Source organism: Staphylococcus capitis subsp. capitis (assembly GCF_040739495.1).
In the GTDB taxonomy this organism is placed as follows: Bacteria; Bacillota; Bacilli; order Staphylococcales; family Staphylococcaceae; genus Staphylococcus; species Staphylococcus capitis.
Map to the genome: position 1 here is coordinate 1 of NZ_CP145263.1, position 17534 is coordinate 17534.

Sequence of the window (17534 nt, forward strand, 5' to 3'; positions counted from 1 at the left end):
ATGTCAGAGAAAGAAATTTGGGACAAAGTTTTAGAACTTGCTCAAGAAAGAATTTCACATACCAGTTATCATACGTTTATTAAAGATACTCAACTCTATTCACTTAAAAATGACGAAGCCATTATTTTAACGAGCCTATCTTTTAATGCGAATTGGCTTAATCAAAAATACTCTGAAATAATGCAAGCTATTATATATGATGTCATTGGTTATGAAGTGAAACCGCTATTTATTACTGAAGATGAACTCGCCGACTATAACAATGGTGCATCTAATGAACCTCAAGAACCACAAACGTCAACATCTACAATTGAAGATAATGATGGTGGTAAAGAACAATTTAATATTCATAACACATTCGATACATTTGTTATTGGTCCAGGGAACCGCTTCCCACATGCTGCAAGTTTAGCTGTAGCTGAAGCCCCAGCTGAAGCTTATAACCCATTATTCATTTATGGGGGCGTAGGTTTAGGTAAAACACACTTGATGCATGCGATTGGTCATCATGTTCTTAGTAATCAACCTAGTGCTAAAGTGATTTACACATCTAGTGAGAAATTTACTAACGAATTTATCAAATCTATTCGTGATAATGAGACTGAAGCTTTCCGTGAGAAGTATCGAAACATCGATGTATTACTTATAGATGATATTCAATTCATTCAAAATAAAGAACAGACGCAAGAAGAATTCTTCCATACATTTAATGAATTACATCAAAACAATAAGCAAATAGTTATTTCAAGTGATCGTCCACCTAAAGAAATTGCTAAATTAGAAGATCGATTACGTTCACGTTTCGAGTGGGGATTAATCGTTGACATTACACCACCTGATTACGAAACAAGAATGGCGATATTACAAAAGAAAATTGAAGAAGAAAACCTTGATATACCACCAGAAGCGCTTAATTATATTGCCAATCAAATCCAGTCAAATATTCGTGAACTTGAAGGTGCACTCACTAGACTTTTAGCTTACTCCAAACTTCAAGGCAAACCGATAACTACAGAATTAGCTGCTGAAGCTCTAAAAGATATTATTCAAGCACCTAAATCCAAAAAGATTACAATTCAAGATATTCAAAAAGTCGTTGGTCAATATTATAGTGTACGCATTGAGGATTTCAGTGCTAAAAAACGTACTAAATCTATTGCATATCCGCGTCAAATTGCTATGTATCTATCCCGTGAATTGACTGATTTCTCACTACCAAAAATTGGAGAAGAATTTGGTGGACGAGATCATACCACTGTCATTCATGCACATGAAAAGATAGCTAACGACATCAAAGCAGACCCTACTTTTAAACAAGAAATCGAAAACTTAGAAAAAGAAATTAGAAATCAGTAACGGGAAATAACAAAATAAGTCTTATACTCTAAGCAACTAGATTTAAAAAGATAAATTTCGGGAATAATTACAATGAAAAAGAAGTAAATAATTTTCTCAAAATAAGAGGGTTAAGAAGTGGATAAAGCAAAGAATTGTGGATAATGTTTAAAAGTAATACACAGCATACACAGTTTATCCACATGTGCATAACTTTGCTATTTCGGACATTTATGGACTTATCCACCAATCCACAGTCCCTACTACTATTACTATGAATTTAAAACCTATATAATTATATATAAACGACTGGAAGGAGTTTAGAAATTAATGATGGAATTCACAATTAAAAGAGATTATTTTATTAATCAACTTAATGACACATTAAAAGCAATTTCACCTAGAACAACATTACCAATTTTAACTGGTATCAAAATTGATGCTAAAGATAATGAAGTGATTTTAACTGGTTCAGACTCAGAAATCTCAATTGAAATTACAATTCCTAAACAAGTTGACGGTGAGGACATCGTTGAAATCTCAGAAACAGGATCAGTAGTACTCCCTGGTCGTTTCTTCGTAGATATCATCAAAAAGTTACCTGGTAAAGATGTTAAATTATCTACAAATGAACAGTTCCAAACATTGATTACTTCAGGACATTCAGAATTTAACTTAAGTGGATTAGATCCAGATCAATATCCATTATTACCTGAAGTATCAAGAGATGACGCAATTCAATTATCAGTTAAAGTAATTAAAAACATCATTGCTCAAACAAATTTTGCAGTGTCCACCTCAGAAACACGCCCAGTGTTAACTGGTGTGAACTGGCTTATACAAGATAATGAATTAATATGCACTGCTACTGACTCACACCGCTTGGCTGTAAGAAAGTTACAATTGGAAGATACTTCTGAAAATAAAAATGTCATCATTCCAGGTAAAGCTTTATCAGAATTAAATAAAATTATGAGTGATAGTGACGAAGATATTGATATCTTCTTTGCATCAAACCAAGTTCTATTTAGAGTAGGAAACGTTAACTTTATCTCTCGTTTACTTGAAGGTCATTATCCAGATACAACGCGTCTATTCCCAGAAAACTATGAAATTAAGTTAGGCATCAATAACGGTGACTTCTATCATGCTATCGATCGTGCATCTCTTTTAGCACGTGAAGGTGGAAATAATGTTATTAAATTGAGCACTGGAAATGAGTTAGTAGAATTATCATCAACATCACCAGAAATTGGTACAGTAAAAGAAGAAGTAACTGCAAATGATGTTGAAGGTGGAAACTTAAAAATTTCATTCAACTCTAAATACATGATGGATGCTCTAAAAGCCATCGATAATGATGAAGTTGAAGTAGAATTCTTTGGAACAATGAAACCATTTATTTTGAAACCGAAAGATGACGATTCAGTAACTCAATTGATTTTACCAATTAGAACTTATTAGTTAGACTTTAAGAATTAAAACATAAAAATTTAATAATGCTATAATGAGTTTGGAGATTGTCACTTAGACAATCTCTTTTTAGTTACTTTAAATTCATTTTAAAGATACTGAGAGGCATTTTAAGAAACATCAATAAATTTTTTAGGGTAAACATCCTATTTGTTAAAATTAAGTAAAATACCCCTTTAAATTTAAATTAGAGAAGCATACACAATTAAAATATGATGTCTCTTAAAACTAAAAAAATTTACCAAGTAGATTGCAGATTTTGAAAAATAAAAATATATATCAAAGTAAACGATTTCATTCTTTATTTTAAATGAAATCTAAGGCAAAAAAAGGTATAATATATTAATGACACATAAAGAAATGGAGTGATAATTTTGGTTCAAGAAGTTGTTGTAGAAGGAAACATAACTTTAGGTCAATTTCTTAAAACTGAAGGCATTATTGAATCTGGTGGACAAGCTAAATGGTTCCTCCAAGATTTCGAAGTTTTAATAAACGGCCAACGTGAGACACGTCGCGGGAAGAAATTAGAACATAACGACCGAATTGATATCACAGAATTACCTGAAGATACTGGTTCTTTTCTAATCATCCATCAAGGTGAACAATGAAACTTAATACACTCCAATTAGAGAATTATCGTAACTATGAAGAGGTTACATTAGATTGTCATCCTGAAGTGAATATCCTCATAGGAGAAAACGCGCAAGGAAAGACAAATTTACTTGAATCAATTTATACGCTAGCGCTAGCTAAAAGTCATCGTACTTCGAATGACAAGGAACTCATACGTTTTAAAGCTGACTATGCTAAAATAGAAGGTGAGCTGAGTTATAGACATGGCACAATGCCACTTACAATGTTTATAACTAAAAAAGGTAAACAAGTTAAAGTCAATCACCTTGAACAAAGTAAACTGACTCAATATGTGGGACACTTGAATGTCGTTTTATTTGCTCCTGAAGATTTGAATATTGTTAAAGGTTCACCACAGATACGACGACGTTTCATAGACATGGAGTTAGGACAAATTTCAGCCGTTTACTTAAATGATTTAGCTCAATACCAACGTATTCTTAAACAAAAGAATAACTATTTGAAGCAATTACAAATTGGGCAGAAGACAGATACGACAATGTTAGAAGTGTTAAATCAACAATTTGCTCAATATGCTTTAAAGGTAACGTTACGTCGTGAGCATTTTATAAAAGAACTGGAAGAACTTGCGCAACCGATTCATTCAGGGATTACGAATGAGCGTGAGAAGTTAGGACTTAAATATTTACCAAGTTTAAAGTTAAGTGATTATGAAAAGGAAGAGTCAGAATTGCTCGAGGAGGTCATCGAATTATTAAACGATAACCTTCAAAGAGAGAAAGAAAGAGGTGTGTGTCTTTATGGACCACATCGAGATGATTTAGGATTCAATGTTAATGGCATGGATGCACAAACATATGGATCACAAGGACAACAAAGAACTACAGCATTGTCGATCAAATTGGCAGAGATTGAATTAATGAACATTGAAGTTGGAGAGTATCCAATATTATTACTGGACGATGTACTCAGTGAACTTGATGATTCACGTCAAACGCATCTTCTAAGTACAATCCAACATAAAGTACAGACATTTGTGACTACAACCTCTGTTGACGGTATAGATCATGAAATTATGAATAATGCTAAGTTATACCGTATAAGTCAAGGCGAATTACTAAAGTAATAAGAAAGTGATGGTGAATACATTGTCAGATGTAAACAACACAGATAATTATGGTGCTGGACAGATACAAGTATTAGAAGGTCTTGAAGCGGTGCGTAAAAGACCAGGTATGTATATTGGTTCAACTTCTGAAAGAGGCTTGCACCATTTAGTATGGGAAATTGTTGATAATAGTATTGACGAAGCATTAGCAGGTTATGCTAATCAAATAGAAGTCGTAATTGAGAAAGACAATTGGATAAAAGTTACTGACAATGGCCGTGGAATTCCAGTTGATATTCAGGAGAAAATGGGACGTCCTGCTGTCGAAGTTATCTTAACGGTATTACATGCTGGAGGTAAATTCGGCGGTGGCGGATATAAAGTATCAGGTGGGCTTCATGGTGTTGGTTCATCAGTAGTTAACGCGCTTTCCCAAGACTTAGAAGTATATGTGTACAGAAATGATACTATTTACCACCAAGCGTATAAAAAAGGTGTACCTCAATTTGACTTAAAAGAAATCGGTGAAACAGATCAAACAGGTACGGCAATTCGTTTTAAAGCTGATGGCGAAATTTTTACAGAGACAACTGTTTATAATTATGAAACATTACAACAACGTATACGCGAACTTGCTTTCTTAAACAAAGGTATCCAAATTACGTTAAGAGATGAGCGTGAAGAGGAAGGCCGTGAGGATTCTTATCACTATGAAGGCGGTATTAAATCTTACGTAGAATTATTAAATGAAAATAAAGAGCCACTTCATGAAGAACCCATCTACATACATCAAACAAAAGATGATATTGAGGTTGAAATCGCTCTTCAATATAACAGTGGATATGCGACTAACTTATTAACATATGCCAATAACATTCATACGTACGAAGGTGGTACGCACGAAGATGGCTTCAAACGTGCGTTAACACGTATTCTTAATAGTTACGGTATTCAAAGTAAGATTATTAAAGAAGACAAAGATAAACTTTCAGGTGAGGATACACGTGAAGGTCTAACAGCTATTATTTCAATTAAACACGGCGATCCTCAATTCGAAGGACAAACTAAAACAAAATTAGGTAACTCTGAAGTACGTCAAGTAGTGGATAAATTATTCGCTGAATACTTCGAGCGTTTCTTATTCGAGCATCCTGCCGTAGGTCGAATTATCGTTGAAAAAGGTATCATGGCGTCTAGAGCGCGAGTAGCAGCTAAAAAAGCACGTGAGGTTACACGTCGTAAATCAGCATTAGATGTATCAAGTTTACCTGGTAAATTAGCGGATTGCTCTAGTAAAAATCCTGAAGAGAGTGAGATTTTCTTAGTAGAGGGTGACTCTGCCGGGGGGTCTACAAAATCAGGTCGTGATTCAAGAACTCAAGCGATTTTACCGTTAAGAGGTAAAATTCTGAATGTGGAAAAAGCACGTTTAGACCGTATCCTAAATAACAATGAAATTCGCCAAATGATCACTGCTTTTGGTACAGGTATTGGTGGAGAATTTGATATTTCAAAAGCACGCTATCATAAAATCGTAATCATGACTGATGCGGACGTTGATGGTGCGCATATAAGAACGCTATTACTCACATTCTTCTATCGCTTTATGAGACCGTTAATTGAAGCGGGCTATGTTTATATTGCACAGCCACCTTTATACAAATTAACGCAAGGTAAACAAAAGTATTATGTATTTAACGATAGAGAGTTAGACAAGCTTAAAGCTGAATTAAACCCTACTCCTAAATGGTCAATCTCTCGTTACAAAGGTCTTGGTGAGATGAATGCAGACCAATTATGGGAAACGACTATGAATCCAGAACATCGTTCAATGTTACAAGTAAGACTTGAAGATGCAATTGATGCAGACCAAACATTTGAAATGTTAATGGGTGATGTTGTTGAAAATCGTAGACAATTTATAGAAGATAATGCAGTTTACGCCAACTTAGATTTCTAAGCATTATGAATTGAACTTTTGAAGGAGGATATCTTGATGGCTGAATTACCTCAATCAAGAATTAATGAACGAAATATAACCAGTGAAATGCGTGAATCATTCTTAGACTATGCCATGAGTGTTATCGTGTCACGTGCATTACCTGATGTTAGAGATGGTTTAAAGCCAGTGCACCGTCGTATATTATATGGTCTGAATGAACAAGGTATGACACCAGATAAACCATATAAGAAATCTGCACGTATTGTTGGGGACGTTATGGGTAAATATCACCCTCATGGTGACTCTTCAATTTACGAAGCCATGGTAAGAATGGCACAAGACTTCAGTTACCGTTATCCTCTTGTAGATGGTCAAGGTAACTTTGGTTCTATGGATGGTGATGGCGCAGCAGCAATGCGTTATACCGAAGCACGTATGACTAAGATTACGTTAGAACTTTTACGTGATATCAACAAAGATACAATTGATTTTATCGACAACTATGATGGTAATGAAAGAGAGCCGTCAGTCTTACCTGCACGTTTCCCAAACCTTTTAGTTAACGGTGCTGCAGGGATTGCCGTAGGTATGGCTACTAATATTCCTCCTCACAATTTAACAGAAGTCATTGATGGTGTATTAAGTTTAAGTAAGAATCCTGATATCACGATCAATGAATTGATGGAAGATATTCAAGGTCCTGAATTTCCAACAGCAGGTCTTATTTTAGGAAAAAGTGGTATCCGTCGTGCATATGAAACAGGTCGTGGTTCTATCCAAATGCGTTCACGTGCAGAGATTGAAGAACGCGGTGGTGGACGTCAACGTATCGTAGTAACTGAAATACCATTCCAAGTTAATAAAGCACGTATGATTGAGAAAATTGCTGAACTTGTTAGAGATAAAAAAATCGATGGTATTACCGACTTACGAGATGAAACAAGTTTACGTACAGGTGTTAGAATCGTTATTGACGTACGTAAAGATGCGAATGCAAGCGTTATTCTTAACAACTTATACAAACAAACACCGTTACAAACATCATTCGGTGTAAATATGATTGCCTTAGTTAATGGCAGACCTAAGTTAATTAACTTAAAAGAAGCATTAATTCACTACTTAGAGCATCAAAAAACAGTTGTAAGACGACGCACTGAGTACAATTTAAGAAAAGCTAAAGACCGTGCGCATATTCTAGAAGGTTTAAGAATAGCTCTAGATCATATTGATGAAATTATCACGACAATTCGTGAATCAGAAACAGATAAAATCGCGATGGAAAGCTTACAAGAACGCTTTAAGCTATCCGAACGTCAAGCACAAGCTATCTTGGATATGCGTTTAAGACGTTTAACAGGTTTAGAACGCGATAAGATTGAATCTGAATATAATGAATTACTTGAATACATTAAAGAATTAGAAGAAATTCTAGCTGATGAAGAAGTATTATTACAATTGGTTCGTGATGAACTTTCTGAAATCAAAGAACGATTTGGAGATGAACGTCGTACTGAAATTCAATTAGGTGGATTAGACGATATTGAAGATGAAGATTTAATCCCAGAAGAACAAATTGTAATTACTTTAAGTCATAATAATTACATTAAACGATTACCTGTTTCTACATATCGTTCACAAAACCGTGGCGGACGAGGTGTACAAGGTATGAACACACTTGAAGAAGATTTCGTGAGTCAGTTAGTTACTTTAAGTACACACGATAACGTGCTCTTCTTCACAAATAAAGGTCGAGTATATAAACTCAAAGGTTATGAAGTTCCTGAGTTATCTCGTCAATCTAAAGGTATCCCAGTCGTGAACGCGATAGAACTTGAGAATGACGAAACGATAAGTACGATGATTGCGGTTAAAGATCTTGAAAGTGAAGAACATTACCTTGTATTTGCTACAAAACGAGGTATTGTTAAACGTTCAGCGTTAAGTAATTTCTCACGTATTAATAAGAACGGTAAAATCGCAATAGGCTTCAAAGAAGACGATGAACTAATAGCCGTACGCTTAACAACTGGTAATGAAGATATACTTATCGGTACATCGCATGCATCACTTATTCGCTTCCCTGAATCTGCCTTACGTCCTTTAGGTCGTACAGCAGCAGGTGTGAAAGGTATCACACTACGTGAGGGCGACGTGGTTGTAGGTTTAGACGTGGCTCACGCAGAAAGTGAAGATGAAGTTCTAGTTGTTACTGAAAATGGCTACGGTAAACGTACGCCAGTAGATGAATACCGATTATCTAATCGTGGTGGTAAAGGTATTAAAACAGCAACAATTACTGAACGTAACGGTAATATCGTTTGTATCACAACAGTTACTGGTGAAGAAGACTTAATGGTTGTTACCAATGCAGGTGTAATCATTCGCTTAGATGTGGAAGATATCTCTCAAAATGGTCGTGCTGCACAAGGTGTACGTCTAATGAGATTAGGAGAAGGCCAATTTGTTTCAACAGTTGCTAAAGTTAAAGAGGAAGAAGATAATCAAGCAGACGCAGATGATACTGATGCGAGCGAGACAGCAACTGAAGAAGTTATTGATGACCAAACAACTGGTAATGCTATTCATACAGAAGAAGCCGAAGATGTAACTAATGAAGAAACAGATGATAACGCTAATGATGATAGAATCGATGTTCGACAAGACTTTATGGATCGTGTAAATGAAGATATTGAAAGTGCTTCAGACGACGATGATGACAACGAATAATAGATATCAAAGCAGGTTCTCGCTATATAGTGAGAACCTGTTAATTTTTAGACTACCCTGCTTGAGGGTAGTCTTTTTTATTATAAAAAAAGCACACCAGCAATAGGTATTCACAATAAGTGAACGCCATTAAGGTGTGCATCGTAAATAGAATTTAATATATAACGTGTCTATAACTTAACCTTCTAATTGTTTCATAACATAAGGAATTTCACTGATTAAACGAGAAGGTGGTACGACATACATAGACTCAGATAATTTCTCTCCAATATAACTATGTGTGTAAGTCGCACTTGTAACAGCATCTTTAAGACTATCAAATTGACCAACGAAGCTTGTAATCATACCAGCAAGTGTATCTCCCATACCACCAGTAGCCATTGCTGGTGTACCGATAGATAATTTGTAAGCATCATCTTTAAAGTAAATTTCAGTACCATGTTGTTTTAATACAACTGTAGCACCTAAGTTATTAACAGCTTCACGATTACGTTCATATGTTTGTTCTTCGATAGGAATGCCACTTAAACGTTCCCATTCTTTTTGATGAGGAGTGAAAATCACACGACATGTAGGAATTTGAGGTTTCAATTTACTAAATATAGTAATTGCATCTCCATCTACAATAAGATTTTGGTGTGGTTGAATATTTTGTAGTAAAAACGTAATTGCATTATTACCTTTAAAGTCCACACCTAATCCAGGCCCGATTAAGATACTATCGGTAGCTTCGATCATTTTAGTTAGCATCTTTGTATCATTGATATCAATCACCATTGCTTCAGGGCAACGTGAATGTAATGCTGCATGATTATTAGGATGTGTTGCGACTGTAATTAATCCACTACCACTATAAACGCATGCGCGCGCAGCAAGCATAATTGCGCCACCCATATTGGCAGAACCACCAATTAATAAAATCTTACCATAATCGCCTTTATGCGTTTCATCTTTTCTTATAGGAATGTTAACTGTATCTAACGTTTCCATAATGACATAACCTCCGTTAAAAAACTCACTTCTCGTATATCGTACACAAGACATCCGACCGTCTTAAATTTCACTTTATAAATTGTTGTGTACATCCATTTTTTAGAAATTAAAGTCCTTTAAAATTGCCCAATCTCTTTTAAATACAATAGAAAATACTATACCTGTAATACTCTTTAGTCAATAGCTATTTTAGAAATTTAATAATGAATACCTCTATCCTCACAAAATATCAAAAATACCATTTCCATCTACCTTATTAAAATAATAAATAATAATATTCCTATTTCTTTAACCTGTTAAATTATTACATTGATAATGCATTATAAAAAGTGCAAAAAGTGTTGTTAATATAAAAATGAAAACGTATACTTTCCTGTAATGGGGTTAAAATTTAAACAAAGGGGTTGTTTATATGACATTAATTTTAGATGGAGAGGCTTTGACTATTAAGGAAATTAAGACGTTTTTAAGCCAAGACTTACAAATTGATATTTCAGAGGATGCCATTGAACGAGTGACGAAAAGTCGCCAAGTCGTTGAACGTATCATACAGAATAAAGAAACAATCTATGGTATCACAACTGGATTCGGTCTATTTAGTGATGTTTTAATCGATCCAGGTCAATATAACGAATTACAAGTCAATCTCATTCGTTCACATGCATGTGGTATCGGGAAACCATTTTCAGAAGAAGTGGCATTAGTCATGATGGTGTTGCGCTTAAATACATTATTGAAGGGGCATTCAGGTGCGACACTTGAGTTAGTTGAACAATTAAAATTCTTCATTAACGAACGTATTATTCCAGTGATTCCGCAACAAGGTTCATTAGGGGCATCAGGGGATTTAGCGCCTCTATCACATCTTGCACTTGCACTCATTGGTGAGGGTGACGTTTATTATAACAATGAACAAGTTGACAGTCGCTACGTCCTTAATGAGTTAGGTCGTGAACCGTTAAAACTACAAGCTAAGGAAGGCTTGGCACTTATCAATGGGACACAAGCAATGACAGCTCAAGGTGTGATTAATTTCATTGAAGCGGAGGATTTAGGTTATCAAGTGGAATGGATTGCTTCACTCACGCATCAAGCTTTAAACGGTATTACAGATGCGTATAATCATAACGTGCACAAAGTCCGGAATATTAAAGAACAAGTAGATGTGGCAGCACGCATGCTTAACTGGCTTGAAGATTCACAGCTTACGACACGCCAAGCTGAATTACGAGTGCAGGACGCTTATAGTTTACGTTGTATTCCTCAAATCCATGGTGCAAGTTTCCAAGTATTCAATTATGTAAGAGAAAAATTAGAATTTGAGATGAATGCAGCTAATGATAATCCTCTTATCTTCGATGAGGATGATGAAACATTAGTGATTTCAGGTGGTAACTTCCACGGTCAACCAGTCGCACTTGCATTAGACCATCTAAAATTAGGCGTGAGTGAATTAGCAAATGTTGCAGAGCGACGTCTAGAACGTTTGATTAATCCTCAATTAAATGGAGATTTACCTGCATTTTTAAGTCCTGAGCCAGGGTTACAAAGTGGCGCTATGATTATGCAATATGCTGCTGCAAGCCTTGGCTCTGAAAATAAAACCCTCGCACATCCAGCGAGTGTAGATTCAATTCCATCTTCAGCAAATCAAGAAGATCATGTATCAATGGGCACAATTGCTTCAAGACACGGTTACCAAATGATTGAGAATACACGTCGTGTGATTGCGATTGAATGTGTCATCGCATTGCAAGCTGTGGAATTAAAAGGCGTAGATAAATTATCTCCTAAAACACGTGAAAAATATGAAGAATATCGTAAAATTGTGCCTTCAATCAATCAAGATCGACAATTCCACAAAGATATCGAAGCGGTAGCACAGTATCTAAAAGATGATGCTTATCACAGAGCATAAATACGAGGTAGTTTACACACATTTACATTTACTTGAAAAGTTCAAAAGACTTTGCTATATTAAAAATAACTTAATAAAACATTGTTCGTAGGCTAAGTAGCATTAACCGGACGATTTCAGAGAACTTGTGGTTAGTGAGAACAAGTAATCGACTTTGATGTGAATCTACCTACTTTATGAGAGCAATCGGTAATAACCGTTATTTTAGTTAAGTGCAGTTTAGAATAAGTGATTCAACGTTTATTTTAAATTGTTAAATAGGGTGGCAACGCGTAGACCACGTCCCTTGTCTGGGATGTGGTCTTTTTTTTATGATTTTATACATACGTGCCCCCAATAAATCTATATTTTATTTGGGAAAGGATGAAGGTTACATGTTAGATATTCGTTTATTTAGAAATGAACCAGAAAAAGTTAAGAGCAAAATTGAATTAAGAGGAGACGATCCTAAGGTCGTTGACGAAGTTTTAGAATTAGATGAACAACGACGTCAATTAATCAGTAAAACTGAAGAAATGAAAGCAAGACGTAATAAAGTCAGTGAAGAAATCGCTCAGAAGAAACGTAATAAAGAAGATGCTGATGACGTTATTGCAGAAATGCGTAACTTAGGTGATGAAATTAAAGAAAACGATGCTAAATTAAATGAAGTTGATAATAAAGTAAGAGACATTTTAATCCGTATTCCAAATTTAATTAACGACGATGTACCTCAAGGGGATTCAGATGAAGAAAACGTTGAATTGAAAAAATGGGGTACACTACGTGAATTTGATTTCGAACCAAAAGCACATTGGGACTTAGTTGAAGAACTAAAAATGGCAGACTTCGAACGTGCTGCTAAAGTATCTGGTGCGCGTTTCGTTTACTTAACTAAAGATGGTGCATTATTAGAACGTGCATTAATGAACTACATGATTACGAAACATACAACTCAACATGGTTACACAGAAATGATGACACCTCAATTAGTGAATGCAGATACTATGTTTGGTACAGGTCAACTTCCTAAATTCGAAGAAGATTTATTTAAAGTTGAAAAAGAAGGCCTATACACAATTCCAACAGCAGAAGTACCTTTAACAAACTTCTACAGAGATGAAATCATTCAACCAGGAGTGTTACCTGAAAAATTCACTGGGCAAACGGCATGTTTCCGTAGTGAAGCGGGTTCAGCTGGTAGAGATACAAGAGGATTAATTCGTTTACACCAATTCGATAAAGTTGAAATGGTTCGTATCGAAAAACCTGAAGATTCTTGGGATGCTTTAGAAGATATGACTAAAAATGCTGAATCAATTTTAGAAGAATTAGGATTACCATATCGTCGAGTTATCTTATGTACAGGCGACATTGGCTTTAGCGCTAGTAAAACATATGACCTAGAGGTATGGTTACCAAGTTACAATGACTATAAAGAAATTAGTTCTTGCTCAAACTGTACTGATTTCCAAGCACGTCGTGCTAACATTCGCTTTAAACGTGATAACTCAGCTAAACCAGAATTAGCTCATACATTAAATGGTAGTGGTTTAGCCGTAGGTCGTACATTTGCAGCTATCGTTGAAAATTATCAAAATGAAGACGGTACAATCACAATTCCTGAAGCATTAGTTCCATTCATGGGTGGAAAAACTAAAATTTCTAAACCTACAAAATAATAACTTAAAAATAGGCTGAGTAATTACTACAATACAACGATGAATGACTCAATTAATTATTTGAACTGTCGACAAGATCTTAACGATTTTGTCGACAGTTTTTTTGTTGAATAGGGTAGGGGAAGAGAAATAATTCAACTTCAAATCTTCAAAAATGATAGGGATGTCTAAAAGAAGAAACAAAATTCTGAAATTTTATAAATGTTGTAATTACAATGATTTTACTATGAGGTTTGTCTTACGTCGCACAAACCGTTGTCTAAAAAATATTGAACAACTTTTCCAAATATAATAGACTTATTTTACTATTTTAGAAAGTGGAATGGAGGCTGATCAAATGACCCATCTTTCATTTAAGCAAGGGGTAAAAGAATGTATTCCTACTTTATTTGAATACGCAGGAGTAGGTTTATCATTTGGTATCGTAGCAGCCTCTCAAAACTTTAGTATCTTAGAAATTATTTTATTATGTCTCATTATTTACGCCGGTGCCGCACAATTTATTGTTTGCGCTTTAGCGATTACAGGTACTCCAATATCTGCTATCGTGCTGACCACACTTATCATTAACTCACGTATGTTTCTATTAAGTATGACTTTGGCACCTAATTATAAACAATATGGATTATGGAATAGGGTAGGTCTCGGTACATTATTAACCGATGAAACCTTCGGAGTTGCCATTACGCCATATATTAAAGGTGAAAAGATTAATGATCGTTGGCTTCATGGTCTTAATATCACAGCATATCTTTTTTGGACTATTTCGTGTGTGGCCGGCGCCCTTTTCGGCAAATATATTTCTAATCCTAATGCACTTGGATTAGACTATGCGATTACTGCAATGTTCATTTTCCTAGGTATATCTCAATTTGAGTCAGTGAAGAAATCAAGATTTCGTATATATCATATTAATTATCTGTGTAATCACAATGATGCTTCTTTAAAGTTTAGTGATGCCTTCATATTTAGCAATATTAATAGCCGCAACATTCGCTGCAGCCTTAGGGGTGGTGATGGATAAATGACAACAGATTTACACACACTGATACTTATTATTTTATGTGGAATTGTAACGTTACTCATTCGAATTATTCCTTTTATGATGATATCTAGAGTTCATTTACCTGAAATTGTCGTTAAATGGCTTTCATTTATTCCTATCACATTATTTACCGCACTTGTCATTGATGGGGTCATACAACAACACGATAACACCTTTGGATATACGCTCAATTTGTCATATATTATTGCGATTATACCAACAGTTTTCCTTGCCATTTTCACACGTAGCCTTACTATCACAATAATTGGAGGTATTATTACTATCGCTTGTTTACGTTTAGTCTTTTAACTCCTGAAAATGACAGCAAAGTATTGAAGTCATAAACCATTTTAGTTAATATTATATTAATTAGAAAAATGCAGACTATTTAAGATTGAAACTTAATCAACATCAATATACAAATCAATCCAACAAATCTTATTTCGAGAAGCTGAGGGAATTGGCCCGACGATGCTTCAGCAACCGACTAATGATAGCACGGTGCTACAACCAACGAGAATCTCGAATGATAAGTACTGACCAGCTTCCTACTTTTTCATTTGAGTAGGAAGCTTTTTTGTAAGAGGAGGTAGCGTTAACGATGACGAATTACAGAGTAGATACGTTAGAATTAGGGACATTTACAACTGAATCAGGAGAAACCATTAATAATTTAAAATTACGCTATGAACACGTTGGATATAAAGGTCAACCATTAGTTGTTGTTTGTCACGCATTAACAGGTAATCACTTAACTTATGGAACAGACGAGAAACATGGATGGTGGCGTGAAATTATAGATGGTGGTTATATTCCACGTCATGATTATCAATTTCTAACTTTCAACGTCATCGGTAGTCCCTTTGGTTCAAGTTCCAAACTTAATGACCCTAATTTTCCACAGCATCTTACATTACGAGATATTGTTAAAGCGATTGAAAAAGGTATCAAAGCACTAGACTTCGATAAGATAAACATCCTAATTGGAGCAAGTCTAGGTGGTATGCAAGCAATGGAATTGCTGTATAATAATCAATTTCAAATCGACAAAGCCATTATTCTCGCAGCAACTGGTAAAACGTCATCGTACAGTCGTGCTTTCAACGAGATCGCCCGACAAGCAATTCATCTTGGTGGGAAGGAAGGCTTAAGTATCGCTCGACAACTAGGCTTCTTAACATACCGTTCCTCTAAAAGTTATGACCAACGTTTTACGCCAGATGAAGTTGTAACATATCAACAGTATCAAGGTAATAAATTTAAGAAAAACTTTGACTTACAATGTTATTTAACACTGCTCGACGTCTTAGATAGTCACAATATTGATAGAGGACGAGATGATGTTGATGAAGTCTATCAATCTTTAGATACAAAGGTTCTAACGATGGGGTTTATAGATGATTTACTTTATCCAGATGATCAAGTAAGAACAGTCGGAGAGAGATTTAAATATCATCGCCATTTCTTTGTGCCAGATAATGTAGGACATGACGGCTTCCTTCTAAACTTTAACGATTGGGCTCCAAACCTCTACCATTTCTTGAACTTAAAACAATTTAAAAGGAAGTAAACACAGCTATTTTTAAACATACTAAACTTTGGCTAAGCAAAGTAAGTACGTCTTTAGAATAAGTGCTACTAATTAATGACGAAGTCATTATTGAACTTTTAAAGATTACAATCGTTGATGCGATTGCATAATAGGTACTAACATTTGATACTCATCAAATGAAGCACCTATAATTGTTAATTTTGGGCAAAGAGGTTAAAATAGAAGTTATAGTCAAAAAGTATGGGAGTGGCGTGTGTGTTTTCAAAAATACAACCTAAAGCAACTATTATTGCAACTATTTCATTACTGATAGTCGCTTTAGTAACACATGTATTACCTATTCTCGGCTTAATTTTATGTTTATTTGCAACGATTCCTGGCATCGTGCTATGGAACCGCTCTGTACAATCATTTGGAATTAACGCTTTAGTAACAGTGATTCTAACAACGTTATTAGGTAATACATTTGTCTTAAGTATGATGGTACTTATCTTAATTTTAAGTTTTATCATCGGTCAATTACTTAAGGAAAGAACTTCAAAAGAAAGAATTCTTTATGTTTCAACGGCTTCATTAAGTTTAATAACATTGATTGGATTCATGTTATTACAAACATTCGAAAAAATTCCAAAAGCAGCCGTATTAATTAAGCCATTTAAAGATGCGATGTATGATGCCATCTTAACAAGTGGATTAGATTCTAACTATAGACAGATTCTTGAGGAAGGTTTCCGACAATCAACGGTCCAACTCCCTAGTTATCTTATTATAGTCATTTTCCTTTTAATCTTAATTAATCTGATTATTACATTTCCTATCTTACGTAAGTTTAAGGTCGCAACTCCGATCTTTAAGCCATTATTCGCATGGCAAATGAATCGTGTACTATTATGGATTTATCTTATAGTTCTTATTTGTGTAATGTTTGCGAACCAACCAAGTATATTCCAAAGTATCGTCTTGAACTTTGAGGTTGTGTTATCATTAGTGATGTATATCCAAGGTTTAAGCGTTATACATTTCTTCGGTAAAGCTAAGAGATGGCCGAATGCTGTAACGATTTTATTAATGGTAGTGGGGACACTACTTACACCGATGACACATATCGTTGGTTTACTTGGAGTTATTGATTTATGTATTAATTTAAAACGAATTATTAAAAAATGATTATTAACTAAGTGAT

General features: G+C 34.9%; 12 protein-coding genes, 1 pseudogene, 1 riboswitch and 1 other annotated feature. Of the genes and pseudogenes, 12 read left to right on the top strand and 1 reads right to left on the bottom strand.

Going from position 1 to position 17534, the window contains the following annotated elements:
• The 6 genes from dnaA (at position 1) to gyrA (ending at position 9182) form a co-directional block, all read left to right on the top strand.
• Positions 1-1356 (top strand): chromosomal replication initiator protein DnaA, encoded by a 1356-nt coding sequence (gene dnaA, locus V6C74_RS00140; protein ID WP_016898446.1) that lies wholly within the window; start codon positions 1-3, stop codon positions 1354-1356.
• A gap of 309 nt (positions 1357-1665) precedes the next feature.
• Positions 1666-2799, top strand: coding sequence for a DNA polymerase III subunit beta (gene dnaN, locus V6C74_RS00145; protein WP_016898447.1), 1134 nt, complete (start codon positions 1666-1668; stop codon positions 2797-2799).
• A 374-nt stretch (positions 2800-3173) separates the two neighbouring features.
• Positions 3174-3419 carry a S4 domain-containing protein YaaA gene (gene yaaA / locus V6C74_RS00150; protein ID WP_002454368.1) on the top strand — a complete coding sequence of 82 codons (246 nt, stop codon included), beginning with the start codon at positions 3174-3176 and terminating at the stop codon, positions 3417-3419.
• Complete coding sequence (gene recF, locus V6C74_RS00155) at positions 3416-4531, top strand: DNA replication/repair protein RecF (protein WP_002454367.1); 1116 nt, start codon at positions 3416-3418, stop codon at positions 4529-4531. The genes yaaA and recF overlap by 4 nt, the downstream gene beginning before the upstream one ends.
• Positions 4532-4541: 10 nt before the next feature.
• Positions 4542-6473, top strand: coding sequence for a DNA topoisomerase (ATP-hydrolyzing) subunit B (gene gyrB, locus V6C74_RS00160; protein WP_023349973.1), 1932 nt, complete (start codon positions 4542-4544; stop codon positions 6471-6473).
• 36 nt (positions 6474-6509) lie between these two features.
• The gene (gene gyrA, locus V6C74_RS00165) at positions 6510-9182 is read left to right on the top strand and encodes a DNA gyrase subunit A (protein ID WP_016898449.1); all 2673 of its coding nucleotides are present in this window, start codon (positions 6510-6512) and stop codon (positions 9180-9182) included.
• A gap of 177 nt (positions 9183-9359) precedes the next feature.
• Here the strand turns inward: gyrA and V6C74_RS00170 are convergent, their stop codons facing one another.
• Positions 9360-10172: an NAD(P)H-hydrate dehydratase gene (locus tag V6C74_RS00170; protein WP_016898450.1), complete on the bottom strand. Its 813-nt coding sequence runs from the start codon at positions 10170-10172 to the stop codon at positions 9360-9362.
• Between the two features lie 415 nt (positions 10173-10587).
• Between V6C74_RS00170 and hutH the strand changes: the two genes are divergently transcribed.
• The 6 genes and pseudogenes from hutH to V6C74_RS00200 all read left to right on the top strand — a co-directional run bounded on the left by hutH (position 10588) and on the right by V6C74_RS00200 (position 17518).
• Positions 10588-12093, top strand: coding sequence for a histidine ammonia-lyase (gene hutH, locus V6C74_RS00175; protein ID WP_002454363.1), 1506 nt, complete (start codon positions 10588-10590; stop codon positions 12091-12093).
• Positions 12094-12167: 74 nt separating this feature from the next.
• Positions 12168-12383: a binding site (T-box leader), on the top strand.
• Between the two features lie 84 nt (positions 12384-12467).
• Positions 12468-13754 (top strand): serine--tRNA ligase, encoded by a 1287-nt coding sequence (gene serS, locus V6C74_RS00180; RefSeq protein ID WP_002454362.1) that lies wholly within the window; start codon positions 12468-12470, stop codon positions 13752-13754.
• Between the two features lie 337 nt (positions 13755-14091).
• Positions 14092-14782: pseudogene (locus tag V6C74_RS00185) on the top strand (AzlC family ABC transporter permease).
• Positions 14779-15108, top strand: coding sequence for an AzlD domain-containing protein (locus V6C74_RS00190; protein ID WP_002454360.1), 330 nt, complete (start codon positions 14779-14781; stop codon positions 15106-15108). The pseudogene V6C74_RS00185 and the gene V6C74_RS00190 overlap by 4 nt, the downstream one beginning before the upstream one ends.
• A gap of 126 nt (positions 15109-15234) precedes the next feature.
• A riboswitch (SAM riboswitch) is annotated at positions 15235-15335 on the top strand.
• Positions 15336-15400: 65 nt separating this feature from the next.
• Positions 15401-16369 carry an alpha/beta fold hydrolase family protein gene (locus tag V6C74_RS00195; protein ID WP_002454359.1) on the top strand — a complete coding sequence of 323 codons (969 nt, stop codon included), beginning with the start codon at positions 15401-15403 and terminating at the stop codon, positions 16367-16369.
• Positions 16370-16591: 222 nt separating this feature from the next.
• Positions 16592-17518 carry a YybS family protein gene (locus V6C74_RS00200; RefSeq protein ID WP_029625738.1) on the top strand — a complete coding sequence of 309 codons (927 nt, stop codon included), beginning with the start codon at positions 16592-16594 and terminating at the stop codon, positions 17516-17518.
• Positions 17519-17534 lie beyond the last annotated feature (16 nt).

Bases quoted from the DNA above. Each gene is read 5' to 3' on its own strand.
- dnaN (WP_016898447.1), top strand. From the start codon at position 1,666: ATGATGGAATTCACAATTAAAAGAGATTATTTTATTAATCAACTTAAT.
- gyrB (WP_023349973.1), top strand. From the start codon at position 4,542: ATGGTGAATACATTGTCAGATGTAAACAACACAGATAATTATGGTGCT.
- V6C74_RS00190 (WP_002454360.1), top strand. From the start codon at position 14,779: ATGACAACAGATTTACACACACTGATACTTATTATTTTATGTGGAATT.
- V6C74_RS00195 (WP_002454359.1), top strand. From the start codon at position 15,401: ATGACGAATTACAGAGTAGATACGTTAGAATTAGGGACATTTACAACT.
- V6C74_RS00170 (WP_016898450.1), bottom strand. From the start codon at position 10,172: ATGGAAACGTTAGATACAGTTAACATTCCTATAAGAAAAGATGAAACG.
- serS (WP_002454362.1), top strand. From the start codon at position 12,468: ATGTTAGATATTCGTTTATTTAGAAATGAACCAGAAAAAGTTAAGAGC.
- gyrA (WP_016898449.1), top strand. From the start codon at position 6,510: ATGGCTGAATTACCTCAATCAAGAATTAATGAACGAAATATAACCAGT.
- hutH (WP_002454363.1), top strand. From the start codon at position 10,588: ATGACATTAATTTTAGATGGAGAGGCTTTGACTATTAAGGAAATTAAG.
- V6C74_RS00200 (WP_029625738.1), top strand. From the start codon at position 16,592: ATGGGAGTGGCGTGTGTGTTTTCAAAAATACAACCTAAAGCAACTATT.
- recF (WP_002454367.1), top strand. From the start codon at position 3,416: ATGAAACTTAATACACTCCAATTAGAGAATTATCGTAACTATGAAGAG.
- dnaA (WP_016898446.1), top strand. From the start codon at position 1: ATGTCAGAGAAAGAAATTTGGGACAAAGTTTTAGAACTTGCTCAAGAA.